At 64.2% G+C, this 17816-nt stretch carries 16 protein-coding genes; 8 read left to right on the top strand and 8 right to left on the bottom strand.

Annotated features, from left to right (window positions below; all coding sequences use genetic code 11):
• Positions 1-25: 25 nt before the first annotated feature.
• Together AWC25_RS22715 and AWC25_RS22710 are read right to left on the bottom strand one after the other, a co-directional pair.
• A complete protein-coding gene (locus AWC25_RS22715) occupies positions 26-223 on the bottom strand; it encodes a ferredoxin (protein WP_069402023.1) in 198 nt (65 codons plus the stop codon).
• Complete coding sequence (locus tag AWC25_RS22710; RefSeq protein ID WP_158089775.1) at positions 220-1365, bottom strand: cytochrome P450; 1146 nt, start codon at positions 1363-1365, stop codon at positions 220-222. Before AWC25_RS22710 ends, AWC25_RS22715 begins: the two co-directional genes overlap by 4 nt.
• Before the next feature lie 449 nt (positions 1366-1814).
• Between AWC25_RS22710 and AWC25_RS22705 the strand changes: the two genes are divergently transcribed.
• Both AWC25_RS22705 and AWC25_RS22700 read left to right on the top strand, forming a co-directional pair.
• Positions 1815-2225, top strand: a complete 411-nt coding sequence (locus AWC25_RS22705) for a nuclear transport factor 2 family protein (protein WP_142279001.1) — start codon at positions 1815-1817, stop codon at positions 2223-2225.
• Positions 2222-3118, top strand: a complete 897-nt coding sequence (locus tag AWC25_RS22700; RefSeq protein ID WP_198166703.1) for a TIGR03620 family F420-dependent LLM class oxidoreductase — start codon at positions 2222-2224, stop codon at positions 3116-3118. The genes AWC25_RS22705 and AWC25_RS22700 overlap by 4 nt, the downstream gene beginning before the upstream one ends.
• A 36-nt stretch (positions 3119-3154) precedes the next feature.
• Here AWC25_RS22700 and AWC25_RS22695 read toward each other — a convergent pair whose 3' ends face one another.
• From AWC25_RS22695 to AWC25_RS22680, 4 genes are all read right to left on the bottom strand, one after another.
• Positions 3155-4741, bottom strand: a complete 1587-nt coding sequence (locus tag AWC25_RS22695; RefSeq protein ID WP_158089774.1) for an AMP-binding protein — start codon at positions 4739-4741, stop codon at positions 3155-3157.
• A 127-nt stretch (positions 4742-4868) separates the two neighbouring features.
• A complete protein-coding gene (locus tag AWC25_RS22690) occupies positions 4869-5318 on the bottom strand; it encodes a VOC family protein (protein ID WP_069401985.1) in 450 nt (149 codons plus the stop codon).
• Positions 5318-6577 carry an FAS1-like dehydratase domain-containing protein gene (locus AWC25_RS22685; protein WP_069401984.1) on the bottom strand — a complete coding sequence of 420 codons (1260 nt, stop codon included), beginning with the start codon at positions 6575-6577 and terminating at the stop codon, positions 5318-5320. Before AWC25_RS22685 ends, AWC25_RS22690 begins: the two co-directional genes overlap by 1 nt.
• A 45-nt stretch (positions 6578-6622) precedes the next feature.
• Positions 6623-7393 (bottom strand): SDR family NAD(P)-dependent oxidoreductase, encoded by a 771-nt coding sequence (locus AWC25_RS22680; RefSeq protein WP_069401983.1) that lies wholly within the window; start codon positions 7391-7393, stop codon positions 6623-6625.
• Between the two features lie 358 nt (positions 7394-7751).
• Here AWC25_RS22680 and AWC25_RS22675 point away from each other — a divergent pair, with 358 nt between their 5' ends.
• Positions 7752-8852, top strand: coding sequence for a homogentisate 1,2-dioxygenase (locus AWC25_RS22675; RefSeq protein ID WP_069401982.1), 1101 nt, complete (start codon positions 7752-7754; stop codon positions 8850-8852).
• Between the two features lie 48 nt (positions 8853-8900).
• Here AWC25_RS22675 and AWC25_RS22670 read toward each other — a convergent pair whose 3' ends face one another.
• Positions 8901-9803 carry an alpha/beta fold hydrolase gene (locus AWC25_RS22670; RefSeq protein ID WP_084229487.1) on the bottom strand — a complete coding sequence of 301 codons (903 nt, stop codon included), beginning with the start codon at positions 9801-9803 and terminating at the stop codon, positions 8901-8903.
• Positions 9804-10053: 250 nt separating this feature from the next.
• Between AWC25_RS22670 and AWC25_RS22665 the strand changes: the two genes are divergently transcribed.
• Positions 10054-11217 (top strand): flavin reductase, encoded by a 1164-nt coding sequence (locus AWC25_RS22665; RefSeq protein WP_085167729.1) that lies wholly within the window; start codon positions 10054-10056, stop codon positions 11215-11217.
• 40 nt (positions 11218-11257) lie between these two features.
• Here the strand turns inward: AWC25_RS22665 and AWC25_RS22660 are convergent, their stop codons facing one another.
• The gene (locus AWC25_RS22660; protein ID WP_069401980.1) at positions 11258-12037 is read right to left on the bottom strand and encodes an SDR family NAD(P)-dependent oxidoreductase; all 780 of its coding nucleotides are present in this window, start codon (positions 12035-12037) and stop codon (positions 11258-11260) included.
• A gap of 144 nt (positions 12038-12181) precedes the next feature.
• Between AWC25_RS22660 and AWC25_RS22655 the strand changes: the two genes are divergently transcribed.
• From AWC25_RS22655 to AWC25_RS22640, 4 genes are all read left to right on the top strand, one after another.
• Positions 12182-14518, top strand: a complete 2337-nt coding sequence (locus AWC25_RS22655; RefSeq protein WP_244899583.1) for an acyl-CoA dehydrogenase family protein — start codon at positions 12182-12184, stop codon at positions 14516-14518.
• Positions 14515-15255, top strand: a complete 741-nt coding sequence (locus tag AWC25_RS22650; protein ID WP_232327223.1) for an SDR family oxidoreductase — start codon at positions 14515-14517, stop codon at positions 15253-15255. The genes AWC25_RS22655 and AWC25_RS22650 overlap by 4 nt, the downstream gene beginning before the upstream one ends.
• A gap of 102 nt (positions 15256-15357) precedes the next feature.
• Positions 15358-16548: an alpha/beta hydrolase family protein gene (locus AWC25_RS22645; protein ID WP_069401977.1), complete on the top strand. Its 1191-nt coding sequence runs from the start codon at positions 15358-15360 to the stop codon at positions 16546-16548.
• A 101-nt stretch (positions 16549-16649) separates the two neighbouring features.
• Positions 16650-17801 carry a thiolase family protein gene (locus AWC25_RS22640; protein ID WP_069401976.1) on the top strand — a complete coding sequence of 384 codons (1152 nt, stop codon included), beginning with the start codon at positions 16650-16652 and terminating at the stop codon, positions 17799-17801.
• Positions 17802-17816: the final 15 nt, after the last annotated feature.

The raw sequence follows: 17816 nt of genomic DNA, 5'->3' as shown, positions 1-17816 counted from the left end.
GCCGAGATGCCGCGGAACCCGGGACTCACTCGTCGCTGACCGTGATCGCCTGTTCGGGACAGTTCACGACGGCCAGGCGAACGGATTCTTCCTCGCCGGGTGGTACGGACCCGTCCCCGCGGACATGTGCGTAGCTGAGCTCATCGACTTCGAAGACGTCGGTATCGAACATCAGGCAACGGTTGTGTCCCTGACAGAGTTTGGCGTTCACGTGCACTTTCATGAACGGCCCGCGCACAGGTTCTCGGGGTAGCGGACATCGACCACGCGCGGTCCCCAGACGTGCCCGGTGGCGTACTTGACTGTGGCCGGGTCGGCCAGCTCGAACTCCGGGATCGCCGCGAGCCACTCCTCGATGGCCACCTTGATCTCCAGTCGCGCGACTGCCGAGCCAAGACAGCGGTGAATGCCAGTTCCGAAGGTCACATGACGATTCTCGGCGCGGTCGATCACCACCCGGTCAGGGTCGGCAAATATCTCGGGGTCGCGGTTGGCGGCCGGCCAGGACAGCAGAACCAGTTCCTTTTCGCCGATCTTGATGCCACCCAGCTCGGTCTCGGTCGTGGTCTCGCGCGTCAGCGCGACCGGAGCGTAAAAGCGCAGCAATTCTTCGACCGCGGTCGGGATCATGTCCGGGTTGTCGACGAGGCGTCGACAGTCCTCGGGGTGCGCCGCGAGGTGGTACATGCAACTACTGAGCGCGGCCCACGTCGTGTCGAGTCCGGCGATCATCACCACCATCAGCACCGCGAGAAGTTCCTGTCCTTCCAGCTTGTCGCCGTCGACCTCGCTCTGCATCAGTTGTGAAATGAGGTCCTCGGTGGGGTTGGCCATGCGCCTTTCGAGTTGCTCGCCAAGGAACGCGACGATGTCGCCGACAGCGCGCATCGCGTCGTCGGGATCTTCTGACTCCACGACGTCCTTGCTCCACTGGGTGAACCGGGGCTCCATTTCCGGCGAGACGCCGAGCAGTGCGCAAGTGAACCCGAGTGGGATCTTCTTCGCGAAATCCGTTGCGGCATCGCACCTTCCAAGCGGGGCTACCTTCGCAACGGCCTCGCGGCAGATCTTGCGGATCTCTGGCTCCCACTTTTGGATCTTGCCGTGGGAGAAGATCGGCTGGAGCAGCTTTCGGTACACCTTGTGCCGGGGTTCGTCGGCGGTCAGTGGCGGGCGGTCGACGAAGTCGGGTCCGAACTTCAGCCGCGGAATCATCACGTATTTCGACGAGTACGTTTGGGCGTCCTTCGTCACGGCGATTACGTCTTCGTACCGGGTCGCAATCCAGAACCCGTCGTCGCGGTCACTGTGCGCGACCGGACACCGCGATCGCAGCTCGCTGTACACCTTGTGCGGATCTTGCATCGTCGCCTCGTCGTACAGACTGAAATCCCGCGCTACATCATGGGCTGACGTAGTTGTCGTCCGTGTTTCTTGGGCGGACATTCTTCCTCCTGTACAGGTAGGTGACGCGGGACGTGCGCGCGGGCGGGCTCGAGTATCCCGGGGGTTGATGGGCAGGCTGCCGTGCCGAGGTCGTCGCACCCAAGCCCGCGTCCGCCGAGATGGTTAGCCTGACGCCGTTAGATTATGGTGACTGCTGTCACAAGTCAAGCGACTGCTCCGCCCAGACGCTGCGTGACCAACTGCGGTCAGCGCTTGGGGGCGACGGGCTGGGTCCGCGACGCCGCCCAGGCTCGTCGTCGCCTAGGCAAAAGCGCAGTCGTTGACGCATTAATCGATCACTGATAGGTTTCGTGGCGGGCGAACCGCACCGCGGGTGGCGGCCACGTTTCCGGAACAGGGTTGAAATGATGGTCGACGATCAGACGTCGCGAAGCAGAACGACGGTGCTGCATTTTATGGCCGGCGACTTCGACGCTTTGGCCGACGACGCCGAGATTTGGCTAGCTGCGGCCTTACCGGTCAACCACATCGACAGCACCGATGCCGCCGTCGTGACGAAGGCCGACCTACTGGCGATGATGGATTCCATCAACGCTCAGGGGCGCACCCGGTACCGCATTACGGCCACCGGCGTCACCGCCGAGGGGCGTCGTGTCGCCGTGGAGGCAGAAGGCCACATCGAACTGCTCTCCGGCGCCAGCTATCCCAACAAATACCACCTTCTGTTCGAAGTGGAAGGTGATCGGATCGTCGCGATGCGCGAGTACTCCGACACCCGTCTCATCGAACGAACCTTCGGTCCGAGGTCCATCGGGTGACCTCCTCTTCGGCGCAGCCGCTGGCCGGCCGCCTCGGCAACGTCGGCATCTGGTCGCGGCGGCTGCGTGGACGGGATCCGCAGGTCGCCGTCGATCACGCGATCGAACTCGATCGATTGGGCTATCGAGCGCTGTGGGTCCCCGGGGGCATCGGCGGCCCACTATTCAGCGACGTCGACGCCTTGCTGGCCGCCACGCCCACCATGATCGTCGCAACTGCGGTGCTCAATACATGGATGCACGACCCGTATGACACCGCGGCCTGGGTCGCGCGGGTGCGCTCGCAGCACCCGGAGCGACTTTTGCTCGGCCTCGGTGCCAGTCACCGGGCTGCCGTTGAAACCGCCGGGCAAAGATTCATCAAGCCACTCTCCGCTGTCAGCACCTATGTCGATCGTCTGGAGGGCGCGACGGCGCCGGTGCGTCGCGAAGAGATGCTGGTCGCGGCGCTCGGCCCCAAGATGCTTGAGCTGGCGGGCACTCGGACGGCAGGCACACATACGTTCTTGGTCACGCCCGATCACTCGGCCGTCGCACGCCACATTCTCGGGCCGCGGTCCTTGGTGATTCCCGAGCTGAAGGTGGTCCTCGAAACCAGAGCCGAGCGCGCCCGGGAGATTGCGCGACACCATCTCCTCCCTTACCTCAGGCTGCCGAACTACACCAACAACCTTGTGCGACTGGGATTTTGCGCCGAGGACTTCGTCGACGGGGGTAGCGACCGGCTGATCGACGCGATCGTTGCATGGGGCCCGGCCCGGGCTGTTTCCGAACGCGTGAACGCTCACCTCGATGCGGGAGCAGACCACGTCTGTCTACACGTCATCGACGACAGGGACGCCAACCGGTTGCGCGATGGCTGGCAGGAACTGGCCCAGTTGATCGCGTCGTGACGCGGGCGCCTGGAAGCGTACGAATGACCGCTGCGGCTAGGTCCGCGCAACGGATTTCAGGCCATGCCGCGTCACGCTGAACCCGTGAGCTTCGCGATCCCAGGTGCCGGGTCCGTTGCCGCGGGCGCGCAGCACGTTCTTTTGGACACGCTGCGTGGGCGTCTTGGGCAGTTCGGCAATCACCTCGAAGTATCTGGGAACCATGTAGTACGGAAGTCGGCCATGGCAATAACGAAGCAGTTCCTCGAAGTTCACCGGTTTATCGTCCTCTGTCACGATCCATACCTTGACCTCGTCGTCGACACCGGAATCCGACGGAACGGCTACGCATGCGGTCTCGCGCACCCTGGGATGGTCGACCACTACGACCTCTACTTCGAACGCCGAGATCATCTCGCCGCGACGACGCAGCGCATCCTTCGCCCGATCGACGAAGTAGTAGTCACCGCGGCTGTCGAGGCGCATGACGTCGCCGCTGTGAAACCAACCGTTACGCCACGCGGTGGCGGTCCCGGCCGGGTCGCCGAAGTAGCACGGCGAGATGACCCAGGGCAGGTCGGCCCTGATGATCAGCTCACCTGGACGCCCCGCCTCGACCTCGACGTCGAATTCGTCGACCAGTCGTGCCTGATATCCCGGATAGAGTCGGCCGACGTAACCCTTGAGATCGCTGACGCCATCCCCGTCGCCGCGGAACACCGACGGAGCCTCCGACATGCCGAACGTCGTGAAGATCTTTGCAATACCGAATCGCTGCCGAAATGCGGTCGGGTCCGCTGGCATCGGCGACATGAGCACGGTCCGCAGGTGGTGTTCGCGTTCGGCAGGACGGGATGGGGCAATCACAAGTTGGCTGGTCATCGTGCTGAGCAGGATGGCGCCCGTGGCGCCCACCTCGCGCGCCACCTCCCAATACCGGTCCAGTGCGGGCCGAGTACGCACCGCGACTTGAGTTCGGGTGACCAGCGAACCGCCGAGATAACACAAGGCAGCCATATGGAACATCGGAAGGTCGACCAGGAAGACGTCGTGTTTGTCGAACCCTTCTGCTACGAAGAAGGACATCGCACCGAAGACGAAGAACATGTAACTGACCGAGACGAGTTTGGACGGCCCGGTCGTTCCCGAGGTGAGGATCAACGCAAAGGTGTCCCAGGGTTCGATCGGCCGCTGCAACTCCGGCGCCGACCGGTCGTGGCCGCGCAGCTGAGAAGGGTGTATCCGCAGCGCGGGTGCATTTGTGGCCGCGTCGAGTTGACTTGCGCGCTGGTCGTCGACGATCACTGCCACGAGTTCGGCGCGGGCGAGTACACGGTCGAGCATCGGACCGCGCAAGACGGGATTGATCGGGACGATCGTCGCCCCCAGGCACACCACGCCCCACCAGGCGCGCACGAAATCCTCACCGTTGGGCAAGAGGATGGCGACGCGGTCTCCCTGTCGAACTCCCAGCGCACGTAGCTGATTGGCGGCCGCGAACGCAGCATCCCTGCAGTCGCGCCTGGTCCAGACGACGCCGCTTTCGAATTTGACCGAGACCTCGTCAGCTGCTTCCTGCGCGTTGCGCTCCAGAAGGTACCGAAGCACGCTGTCGGTGCGGGTTGGGAACCCATCAAGCTGCACGGGCCAAGCTCCTATCCAAACGCCGTTAGGTAAGGAAAAGTTAACACCGCTTGCCAGGGCGGTCAAGGTTGCGAGCTGCGGCGTCAACGCTCTGACCTGCGGCATCATGCGACACAACCTCCGCCTGTCAGCGGTCATGCGGTGCTGCCGGCCCCGGCCAGATCAGAGACCCGGTGTCGTCAAACGTCGCACCAGGCAGCAGCACCACCTCCCAGACATTGAGCTCCGGGTCGGCGAAATAGCCGGTGCGGGACCCCCACGGCCGCCGAGTCGCCTTGCTGAGTATCTGACCGCCGGCCGACGCCGCCGACGCGAGGATGGTGTCGAGTTCCTCTGCGGTCTCGGCCACGATGGCATGGGTCGTTCCGCTGAAGGAGGCCTGCGCGGGTGCGGATACTCCGACGACGTCGGCCAGGGTGTCCAACGGAAACAGCACCAGGGCGGCGCCCGCCAGGTCAAAACGCGTGAATGCACCCTCCCGAGGTCGACCGCGCCATCCGAGGCTCTGGTAGAAGCTGCGCACTCTGGCAAGATCTCGTACCCCGATGGTCACGACATTCAGACGGGCGGGAACCATCAAATGCTCTCAACAGAGTTGTGCCACACCGGTCCTGGCGCTTGTGCCGTGGGCAATTTGACGACCGCGCGGCCGGTAGAGACCGGGACGCCATCGAAGGTTTCCGCGCTCAGGTCGATGACGACGCGGCAATCCATGCTTGCTGTCGAAGTACCGGCGACCTTTCCTCGGATCCACACAGCCTCGGTGAGGAAGACGGGCCGAAGAAACCAGACGTCGAGCGATTCCATCCACCCCGTATCGCCCATCCAATCGGTGACCAAATGCGCCAGCCAACCGACGCGTTGAGAACCGATGTCGAATCCATACGGCATCCCGAGCTGACGAGTCATGTGCGGATGCCAGTGCATCTCTTCAGGAAGCACCCAGATTCCGCTGTCCGGATCGTATTTCACCGATTCGCCGAATCTGCTGGCGAAGTTGTACAGCACGCGGTCCGTCAGGTTGAAGAAGGCACCGGCGCCCACGAAGAAAGCCGAGTAACTCAGGATTGTCATCGGCCCTTTGATCAAGGGCGGCAACACATCTCCGACCGCGACGTCTTCAATGAACCTCGGGACGTCGCCGCGGCGGTGCTCGGCTTCCTGGGCGTAGTGTTCGGCGATCGATCGCATCTCGGAGGGCGAGTAGCGCCGCGGTGTGAACGACCCGTACTTTCCCTGCAAAGGGTCTATGGCCTCGGGCTCCACCCGAGCGGCGTGCTCGATCAGATCGCCGAAGGCGTCCCCCGAAGCCGGATCGAATGCGGTGTGGGTTTCGACTTGAAAGACCGTGCGACCACCGGGATTTGGATTGTAGGACTGCATGGCAGCGTGTGCGCGTTCGAAGTCGATACGTTCATCGATGGAGTCGCCCTCCACGCGCGCCTGAGGATCGATGACAGCGCCGCGCGTACTGATCGCCTTGAGCGTACTGCCGGCTTGGATCGGTCGATGAAATCGAAACTGACAACCCGCGAAAAGTGCTTGCATGCCAGGGAATCCGCCACCAGAACTTCGTGCCTTGGAGTCGCTGGGGAAAAACAGCGGCGTCATAAAGGCGGTCCACAACAGAGTGGGCGGAGCGAGGATCGACCCGACCGACGCTTCAGCGTATTTCCTGTTGAGCCACAACGGATTGTCGTCGCCGATCCCGAGCGCGAAGTGCCGGATTGCATCCGCTGTGACGGTGTTCCAGTGTGCGCGGGCCGGACGCTGGCGTCCGATCTCGGCGCGCGCTTTGTCGAACATTTCGTCGGTGAACGTCGGCTTTCCCGACATGACGCCTCCTGCAGCAACAAGTCAACCGGGTGGGAGCGAGGTTGGTCACTGGCGCAGACTGGCGCCGCCGTCCACACCCCAGACCTGTCCGTTGATCCAGGCCGCCTCGTCGGAGAGCAGATAAGCGACAGCGGCGGCGACATCGCGTGGCTCGCCGAGCCGGCTGCTGCGGACCTCCTCGAGGCTCTTCTTGAGGAACCAGTCCTCGAGAAGATGCTTAGCGGATTCGCTGAGGATGAGTCCGGGAGCCACCGCATTGGCGCGCAAGCCCGCCTTCCCCCACTTCGTTGCGACATGCCGTACGAGCGCGTTCAGACCCGCCTTTGACGCCGCATATGCCGGTCGGGTCGGCTCACCGGTGGTAGCAACAGACGACGACGTGACGACCAGGGCACCACCCTCGGCTTGCAGCAGGTGTGGCAGAGCTTCACGGATCAGGACAGCGGTGCCTGTGAGATTGACGCGCAGGGTGCGATCCCATACTTCGCTGTCCATCTTTAGAACGTTGCGGTCACGACCGAGCGTCTCGTCGCTGAGATCGGCGGCGTTGCACACCAACCGATCCAGCCGGCCGAACCGGGCGACGACGCGCTCGACCAGCTGGATCACCGACGCGTCATCGGCCTGGTCATAGTGCAGCGGATAGGCGGTGCCCCCGGCGGCGCGGATTGCCTCGGCGGTTCGCTCGGCACGCTGAAGGGACAGGTCGCCAATGCCGATGGTGGCGCCTTCACACGCCAGACGCATCGCCGACTCCGCCCCTATTCCCGAGCCTCCGCCTGCGACCAACACCGTTTTGTTCGCTAGTCCCTGCACCGGTATGCCGCCTCCGAGAGTCGAATTCCCTAGATCCGCCTGATGAGCCGTTCACCACGGGCTCAATGGGAGCAGCCAGCGGCCGTGGTGGACTCACCATAATCCAACGTTGTAAGGTTATGCAACGAGGACCTTTGCGGCCGCGGTACCCGAGCCGGTGGGACCAGCAGTCATACCAAACGTCGATTGGTTTATGCCCGCGTGCACCTCTTGCCCGTGGCAGGATCGGTCACCCGCCTTACCGACTGACTGCTGGATATCACGCACTATGTGCCCGTAAGGGCGCGCTGGCCGCATCGATCCACATAAACCAATCAGCGCTAGACACTGTCTCGGTTGGGCTGCTAACTTCGCAGACATGCGCACCCTCATTCAGTTCAGCAAAGGCCGTACCAGCAAGCAGGCACACCGCGACTTACCAGAGGCCACTGCGGGTGGATCACTGCTCAAAGACGACGAACTGACACGCCAAGGCTTCGACGGGCGCGAGGCGGTGCTCTACCGCACCAACGATCCCACAGTGTTTCGCACGACAGGCCGATTTCGGTCGACCTCGGCGATGCTGAGCGAGATCGTTCCCAGCGATCGCGACGACCCCCGCGGCAGTGCCCAGCGTTTGTATCACAACGCGGATGTCACCATCTGGTTGTCCAGAAGGAGCGAGTCGATGCCGTTCTTCTGCCGCAACGTCGACGGTGACGAATGCTGGTTCGTTCACCGCGGATCGGGCACGGTGGAAACCGAATTCGGTCCGATCCCATTCGAACAGGGCGACTACGTGGTGATCCCGAAGGCCATCACCCATCGGTGGGTCGTCACCGGAGCCGAGACCATTCTCCTGGGGATCGAGACCGTCGGGGAATTGCGCGCACCCGTGTACCCGGGGTTGGGGCGTCAAGCTCCGTTCGATCCGGACGTGATCCGGGTGCCCGAGCCCGCACCGGTGCAGTCGGTCGAATCCGAGTACGAGATTCGAGTGAAGTACGACAACGAATATTCCGGGATTTTCGTCGACCACCACCCCTGCGACGTGGAGGGATGGAAGGGCGATTACTTCCCGTTCGCGTTCAATATCCGCGACTGGAACGTCATCATGTCCGACAGTCTCCACCTGCCGCCGTCCATGCACGTGTTCCTTGTCGCCGAAGGCGTCAACATCATCAACTTGTTGCCGCGGCCGTTCGAATCCGTGCATGGGGTGGAGCGGATACCGTGGTTTCACCGCAACGCGGACTACGACGAGATCGCGCTCATCCACGGCGGAAACTCACTCGGGCGGCCGATGAAGCCAGGCTTGATCAGCCACGACCCGCAGGGCATCCATCACGGATTCCCCGATCGAGCGCGCATCAAGGCGCGCAGGGAATGGGACGCGCACGCCCGCCTCGAGTGGGAGATCATCATGATCGAAACCGCGCGCCCGCTCAAAGTCGACCCAATACTCCTGGGCGGCAACTGAATTGCTGCCGAAGCGGGCGCTGCTAACGCGCTGACCAGATACGGGCCGTCAACTGCGCTGCGGATCTATGCCGGGCCGCAGGTCGTCGAGAAATCTGATTATTTCCGTGACGAAGACGTCGTTGTCGTCGCCTGCGACCATGTGACCGGCGTTCACCTCGATCAGGCGAGCGCTGGGCATGTACGCCAGCATCTCCCGGGCGCCCTCGGGGCTGACGATGTCCGAGTTACGGCCGCGCACAAGGAGACTCGGCTGGGTGATGCGCTCGGCAGCAGTGCGGATTTGGAGTTGTTGCGTATCAAGGTCGGGCTGAGCACTGCCGAGCAACTCGGGGTCCCAGTGCCAGTACCAGCGCCCGTCGTCGCGCTGGCGAACGTTGTGGCGCAGACCATCGAGATTCCTCGGCCGTCGACGGTTGTTGCTGTATGCAGCCACGGCGTCGGCCACTGCATCCAACGTGGCAAAGCCATTTTGATGGGCGGTCATGAACGCCCGGATGCGGTCCCGCCCGGCAGGCTCGATTCGAGCGACGATGTCGACGAGGATCACTGCCGATGCGAGATCGGTGGACTCACTTGCGGCGAAAAGTGCCGTTAGTCCGCCCATGGAGGCACCGACGAGCACCGGGTGCGGATCGACGTGTTCGAGTACGCGCATCAAATCTGCGACGCCCGCGGCGATCCCGTAGTCACCGTGCGCCGACCAATCGCTGTCTCCATGACCGCGCGCATCGTAGGTAACGACCGACCAACCCGTGCGCGCCAACTGTGCCGCACTGGTATCCCACGAGTGCCGCGTCTGCCCGCCACCATGCAGCATGACGACGGTTCCGACGGATGCGGCCGGACGCCACCGCTGCCCTACGATTCGCAGCCCGTCGCTGACGACCGCGAAACCTTCGACGTCCTTGAGGACGGAGCCGTCCGGGTTCGGACTGGTGCTACAAGTCATGCCCTTAAGCGTAGGCTAACGGTGATTGGTTTATCGCATTTGCGGCACCCGGTTCGCCCTGGCCGACGCGAACTAGGTTGTCCTGCAGCGCGTCGCCGTGTCCGGGCGGCTCGAGAGGACAGCGGCGCCGACCGGTTCGGCGCGTCCCAGGAGCTCGCGTACTATCGATTAACACAACGTCGATGGGTTTGTCGTCCGTCCGAAGAGAAAGCGAAATGTTGACACCACACGATCCGAGCTCGAAGCAGCGATGAGCGGCCCCCCGATCGACCCGCGCCGGTTTCGGGGTGTCATGGGCAGTTTCCCCACCGGAGTCGCCGTGGTCTCAGCGATCGACGCCGACGGACTGCCAACCGGTATGGCTATCGGCTCGTTCGTCTCGGTGTCCCTGGACCCACCGCTGATCGCGTTCTACCCGACGGTGGACTCGCGCAGCTTCGCTCGGATGCGCACCGCGCGATCGTTCTGCGTCAATGTCATCGGCGCTCATCAGGAGGCGGTTTGCCGGATCTTCGCTAGCAGCAGCCAGGACAAGTTCTCCGACGTCGATTGGGAGCCAGCGCCGTCGGGAGCACCCCGGATTGTGGGCTCAGCGGCGTGGATCGATTGCGACTTCGCCTCGATCTCCCCGGCCGGGGACCACTACCACGTGCTGGGCCGGGTCCGTGATCTCGACGCCGCGGATGGCACGCTTCCGCTGGTGTTCTTCCAGGGCGGGTATGGACGGTTCTCGCCGGCCTCGATGGTTGCCATACCCGAACCAGATGTCATCGGCTACCTCCAACATGCGGACCTTGCCAGAGGCGAGATGGAGTCCCTGGCAACCGAACTCGGCGCCGAGAGCCTAACGACTGCCGCGGTGGATGACGAACTCATCATCGTTGCCGGCGCAGGGGCGCCCAGCGCCGGCACTCCTCGAACACGAGTCGGGCAACGCTGTCCGCTCGCCGCGCCGCTGGGCGCGCTCTTCGTCGCGTTCGGCGGCGCCGAGGCCGAGCGCACCTGGATCGAGCGGCCCGGTCAAACGTTGACCGAGCCGCAGCGCGAGGCCTGCCGCGACATGCTCGTGCGCGTGCGCGAGCGAGGCTGGTCGGTGACCTTGGCCAGCCAAACCCAGCTAGATCTCGAACGCAGTTATCGCGACTACACCGCCAGCAACCGAGCGCCGGACCACGCCGAGCGCATCCGGGCCCTCAGTGCATCGGTCACCGATCAGTACGAACCCGCGGAGCTGCAAGCCGACCGGCCGGTGGCGGTGCGAATGATCAGCGTCCCGGTCTTCGACGACGACGGCGGCGCGATCAGGCTACTGCTTTCGATATGGGGACTGCCTAAGCCGCTGACCGGCACCCAGATCGAGTCTTGCGCAGCGCGGCTTGCCCAGTCCGCAAGCAGAATCGCTGCCATCAGGTAGTGGCCCGGCCGTCCTGACGACATTGCAAGCGGTGCGTGCGCTAGCGACCCGGTTCTGATCCAGCGGTCAGCAGCTCGCCACCATCGATGGGGACGGTCACTCCGGTGATGTAACCGGCGCGTTCGGATGCCAGGAACGCGACCAGGTCCGCAACTTCGTGGTCGAATCCAATGCGGCGCATCGGATTCAGTGGCAGTCCGTGCTTTTGGGTCCAGGCGACGATCGGTTCCACGAGGCCGGTGTCGATCTTGCCGGGCGCCACACCGACGACACGCACGCCGTCGCGCGCCCACTCTAGGGCAAGTACGCGGGTGAGCATTACCAGAGCCGACTTGCTGACGTTGTAAGCGACCAATCCCCGCGAGGGAAAATAAGCTGCCGTACTGGCGTTGTTTACCACCACGCTGCCGGATTCCATCAATTCCTTTGCGCGGCATGCCAAATACCACGGGGCAGACAGGTTCAGCTGAATGGTGGCATCCCAATCTGCCCAGTCCAACTGCTCGGCTCGCGCCGCTGTGGGGAGCACTCCGGCGTTGTTGACCAGGATATCCAGTCCGCCAAAGGCGGCAACGACACCCCGCATCAGCGCGTCCATCGACGCCCGGTCACCCATGTCCGCTTCGATGCCGATCGCATGCACTCCGAGCGTCCGCAATTCCTGTGCCAATCGACCAATCGGCTCAGCGCTACGTGCAGCGACGACGACGTCGGCACCCAGTTCGGCGAATCGCCGGGCTATCGCGGCCCCGATGCCGCGGCTCGCGCCCGTCACCAAAGCTCGACGACCCGCCAGGGCGCGGGAGTCAGTGTTTGCCATCGTGGAGTTCCTCCGGGGACCGCGGTAACCGCTTTCAGATGGTCAATCAAACAGCATATGGTTTAGTTTAATCAAACGTCATATGGTTTTGTCTCGGGGAGTTCCTGCCGTGCGTCGGAAGAAAGTGAGTGACACGTGAGCTTCATGCCCGGCGAGGATGCTGAGAGCCTCCGCGAAGTCGTCCGCCAGTTTCTCGAAAAGCGGTCCCCGGAGACAGAAGTACGCCGGTTGATGGAGACCACTGCCGGATACGACCCGGTCGTCTGGACGCAGGCCGCCGTCGAGCTCGGGTTGCACGGGCTGGTCCTGCCCGAACATCACGGCGGCGGCGGTGCAAGTCCGGTCGAGCTCGGGGTGGTATTCGAGGAAATGGGCAGTGTCCTGTTCTGCGGGCCGTTCCTGGCCACCGTGGGACTGGCCGCAACGGCTCTGCTCGAGATCGGCGACGAGCAGGCCCAAGCCGCATACCTGCCCGATATCGCCGCGGGGAAGACCGTCGCGACGCTGGCCTGGTCCGGCGATGAACCGACGGCCAGCACCCTGCGCGCCAGCTGCGATGGAAACAATTGGCGGGTGTCGGGCACCGCCGACATCGTGATCGACGGTGCCAGTGCAGATCTCGTCCTGGTGGCTGCCCGAACCGCACGTGGACTCACGCTCTTCGCCGTGCAGGGTAACGACACCAATCTCACTCGCACCCCCCTGATCACCATGGACTCCACGCGCAAACTGACCGAGCTGACCTTCGATTTCACCGCTGCGACGTTGATCGGATCGGACGGAGCCGCCACGTCGGCGATGCGTCGTACGGCAGACCTCGCCGCGCTCTACCTGGCTGCAGAACAGCTGGGGGGCGCCACGCGAGTCTTGGCCACAACCGTGGACTACGCACGAACCCGAGTTCAATTCGGGCGTCCGATCGGATCATTCCAGGCGATCAAACATCGCTGCGCAGACATGCTGGTCGATGTCGAGGCGGCGCGCTCGGTGGTCTGGCATGGGTTGTGGACCGCCGTGCACGACCCCGCCCGACTGTCACTCTCTGCGGCACTGGCTCGTTCATTGGCCTCCGACGCCTATCAGCGGGTTGCCACAGACAGCCTTCAGATCCACGGCGGTATCGGCTTCACTTGGGAACATCCGGCACACCTTTATCTCAAGCGCGCTAAGAGCACCCAACTCCTTCTGGGCTCTCCCGCCCGCCACCGGGCCCGGTTGGCGACACAACTGGGCGGCGATGTCTCACCCCGCCCTATTGCGGCCAAACCAGTTCTCAGCGCAAACGCGGGGGTGGTCGCACTCCAAGCCGAGGTCGACGAATTCCTAGCGGCCAACCCCGTACCGCCGACTACCGACCCGCTCGCCGACCGCGTCTTTCGAGAAGCGCGCTTTGATGCCGGCCTGGCCATGGTTCACTTCGGCGTCGGTTACGGCGGGCGCGGTTTGGACGCCTCCTTACAGTCCGCAGTGGAGGAGCGTTTCGCCGATGCCGGAGCAGTCGATCACGGCGCCCGCAATGTCATTGGACTAGGGATGGCGTTGCCAACCATCCATGCCCACGGGACCGAGATGCAGCGAGCCCGCTTCCTGCGACCCGGGTTTAGCGGCGAACATATCTGGTGTCAGCTGTTCTCCGAGCCCACTGCCGGGTCCGATCTGGCCGCCCTTGCGACGCGGGCGGTGCCCGACGGCGACGACTTCGTCGTGACCGGGCAGAAGGTGTGGACTTCGTTGGGGCACGTCGCTGACTGGGGAATCCTGCTGGCGCGCACTGATCCCGACGTCCCCAAGCACAAGGGGCTTACCTTTTTTCTGCTCGACATGAAGTCGCCGGGTGTCGAGGTCCGCCCGTTGCGTCAGCTCACCGGAGAGGCCGAGTTCAACGAGGTGTTCCTGACCGAGGTGCGGATTCCCGGTGCCAACGTGCTGGGCACAGTCGGGAAGGGCTGGCAGGTCGCGATGACGACGCTGGCCAACGAGCGGGTGGCCCTGGGCGGGCGTCCCGCTACTCGAGGATCGGGACCCATCGGGCAGGCCGTGGCCACCTATCAGCAAGCCGTGGCCGCGGGCCGCGTCGATCCCGTGCTGACCGACCGGTTGGCATCGCTGTGGGCGCGCGCGGAGGCTGCCCGGCTGACCAACGTGCGGGCCGCTGCGCAGGTCGGACGCGTGCCCGGGCCCGAGGGCTCGATCGCGAAACTGCAGATGGCCGAGCTCAACAAGGCGATTTACGAGCTGTGCGTCGACCTATCGGGCTCGGCTGGTCTGCTCGTCGACGGCTACATCGACAAGGCGCCGGACTTCGCCTCGGTGCATGGCGGCGGCGACGTCAGAAAGGCCTACCTGCGGTCGCTGGCCAACTCGATCGAAGGCGGCACCTCCGAGGTGCTGCGCAACATCCTCGGCGAGCGTGTTCTCGGCCTACCCGGCGAACCACGCGTGGACCGCGATATTCCATGGAAAGAGGTTCGACGCTCGTGAGCATCGCGTTTGACTTCACGGGGCGTACCGCCATCGTCACCGGCGCCGCACAAGGCATCGGCTACCAAGTAGCGCGACTGTTTGCCCGGGCCGGAGCCCGCATCGCGCCGTTCGACCTCAACGCCGACGCACTCAGAAGCGCTTGGGGTGAACGTAGCGACGCCGTCGCACCTGTCGCCGTCGACGTCGCCGACCCGGACGCCGTCACCCACGCCGTGTCCGACGTCGCGGCCTGGGCGGGCAGCGTCGACATCGCCGTGAACAATGCCGGCATCACCCGCGACGGCATGGTCTGGAAGCTCACGCCCGTGCAGTGGCGCCAAGTCCTCGACGTCCACCTAGGTGGCACGTTCAACCTCACTGCCGCCGTCATCCCCCACATGCGGGCCGGGGGGTTCGGGAGGATCGTCAACGTCACCTCCTACACCGGGATGCACGGCAACATCGGCCAGGCCAACTACGCCGCTGCCAAAGCCGGCATCATCGGGTTCACCAAGACGGTGGCCAAGGAAGTGGCCCGGTTCGGTATCACCGTCAACGCGATCTCCCCCAACGCCGCCACTGCCATGGTCGCCGACGTCCCGCCCGACAAGCTCGCCGAGCTCACCGCCACCATCCCGCTCGGCCGCTTCGCCGAACCGGTCGAGATCGCGCCGGCGGTGGCATTTCTCACCGCGGAAGCGGCGGCCTACATCACCGGCGTGATCCTTCCGGTGGACGGCGGAATGTCGATGTGACCGGGCCGCGCCGCAGTGCTGTGAAAGCCGATACGCGCCGGATTTAATCAAACGCTGTATGGTAACCTATCGAGACATTCGCTGTAGATCGGAGCGCCCGTAATGACCACCCCCGCGAAGGTCAGGGTCAAGTACCGCCGTATGCCGTATCTTGTGGTTTCCCAAGAGCATTCGGTGCGTAAGGACGTATACGGATCGATCGAGGACAACGTCGTCCGGCAGGCCCAACTGTTGCGTGGGGACGACGACTCCGACACGGTGATCATCGCGATGCATCCCATCGGGTCGCCGGCCTACTTACCGCTGTTCTCCGAACTGGCCCGCACGGGCCTGCACGTGATTGGGTGCGGAAATCGCTACACGACAGGCGATTCGGCTCTGCAGATGGAAAATGTGTTACTGGACCTAGGCGCATGTGTACGCGACGCCCGTGAGCGGTTGGGATACCGCAACGTCGTCCTTGCGGGTTGGAGCGGCGGTGGTTCACCGATGATGGGCTATCAAGCTGAGGCCGAGCAACCGACGATCACGCTGACAGCCGCCGGCGAGCCCACCCCGCTGAGCGAGACCGCGCTGCCGCCCGCCGACGCGGTCATGCTGCTGGCCGCACCGCGAAGCCGTCACCGGCTACTCACCGATTTCCTCGACGCATCGATCACCAACGAGCTTGAGCCCGAACGCGGTCGCGATGCCGACTTCGATCTGTACCGTCCCGACAACGCCAATCAGCCGCCGTACTCCGCAGAGTTCCTCAGCGCCTACCGAGCACGCCAGCGCGCGCGCAGCCGTAAGATCACCGAGTTCGCGCAGAACCGCCTTGCCGACCTTCGCGCCGCGGGGCGCCCCCACGACGAGCACGCCTTCGTCGTGTACGGCACTATGGCCGACCCGCGCTGGTTGGATCCCACTATCGAACCCAACGGGCGCACTCCGCGGTGGAGCTATCTCGGCGACCCCTCAGTCGCCAACACCAGCCCGGGCGCGTTGATGCGCTTCACCACGACGCGAAGCTGGCTATCGCAGTGGAGCTTGGATACCGCTCAGATCGACGCCGCCGATGCCGCCCCACGGGTCTCCAAACCCGTTCTCATCCTGGTGAACGGACGCGACGATGCCGTTCCGACCAGCCACCAACAGCAGGTATTCGACGCGATCGAACACGACGACAAGGAACTCATCGAGTTGCCCGACGCCAACCACTACTTCAGTGGACAAGGACAGAAGTCACATCTTGCGGTTGCCGCGGGCTTGGTCCACGACTGGCTGATCCGCCACGCCTTGATCAAGCCCTGATCGATACCCGCAAAGCCGCCCTGCGAGCGCGAGAGTGGCTATGTCCCTGCCGATTTCGATCGACGGCCACGCCACAGATCGATGAACCTGAGAGGACCGCGATGCGAGACGCGGTGATCGTCGAGGCGGTGCGCACGCCGATCGGCAAGCGCAACGGAGCACTTGCCGGGGTGCACCCCGCGGACCTGTCGGCCGTCGTACTCAATGCCCTCGTCGAACGCACCGGCATCGACCCGGCCCTGATCGACGACGTCGTATGGGGCTGCGTCAGCCAAATCGGTGAGCAGACCTTCGACATCGCCCGCACCGCGGTGCTCAGCGCAGGCTGGCCCGAATCCGTGCCCGGCACCACCGTGGACCGTCAATGCGGATCATCGCAGCAGGCATTACATTTCGCCGCCGCATCGATAATCGCCGGGCATTACGACATTGCCGTGGCCGGCGGCGTGGAATCGATGTCACGAGTGCCCATGGGATCGGCCAGCGGCAACGGACAATCCCCGTTCGGAGCCGGCTACAACGAACGATATGGTCCCGATGCACCCAGTCAGGGCTTGGGCGCCGAGGAAATCGCACGATCCTGGGGAATCAGCCGGCGCGACGCCGATGCCCTCGCCCTGCACTCACACGAAATGGCAGCCGCTGCAGCCGACAGCGGCCGCTTCGAAGCACAGATCGTCACCGTGCGCACGCCCGACGGCGCCGCGGTGGCGGCTGACGAAGGCATCCGTCGAGGCGGTACGCTGGACTCGTTGGCAGTGCTCAAACCAGCGTTTCGTCCCGACGGGATCGTGACCGCGGCCAACAGCTCTCAGGTCAGCGACGGCGCCGCTGCGCTGCTGATCACCACCAGTGAACGTGCCCAACGAATGGGCCTCACACCCCTGGCACGGTTGCACACCGCGGTCGTCGTCGGCTCCGACCCCGAAATCATGCTGACCGGCCCCATCCCCGCCACCCAGAAGGTGTTGGCCCGCAGCGGTATCGACCTCGACGACATCGGAGCCTTTGAGGTAAACGAGGCGTTTGCTACGGTTGCACTGGCCTGGCTTGCCGACATCGATGCCGACCCCAATCGGCTCAACCCGCTCGGCGGGGCGATCGCCTTGGGCCATCCGCTGGGAGGGTCAGGCGCCCGGATCATGACCACCCTCGTCCATCACATGCACGACAACGGGATTCGGTACGGTCTCCAAACGATGTGCGAGGGCGGCGGCCAAGCGAACGCGACCATCGTGGAACTAATTCCGTAATGCCGAGCAGCGGAA

The sequence above is a fragment of the Mycobacterium sherrisii genome (assembly GCF_002102355.1).
Classification (GTDB): Bacteria; Actinomycetota; Actinomycetes; order Mycobacteriales; family Mycobacteriaceae; genus Mycobacterium; species Mycobacterium sherrisii.
This window is presented reverse-complemented; position numbering and strand designations above follow the sequence as displayed.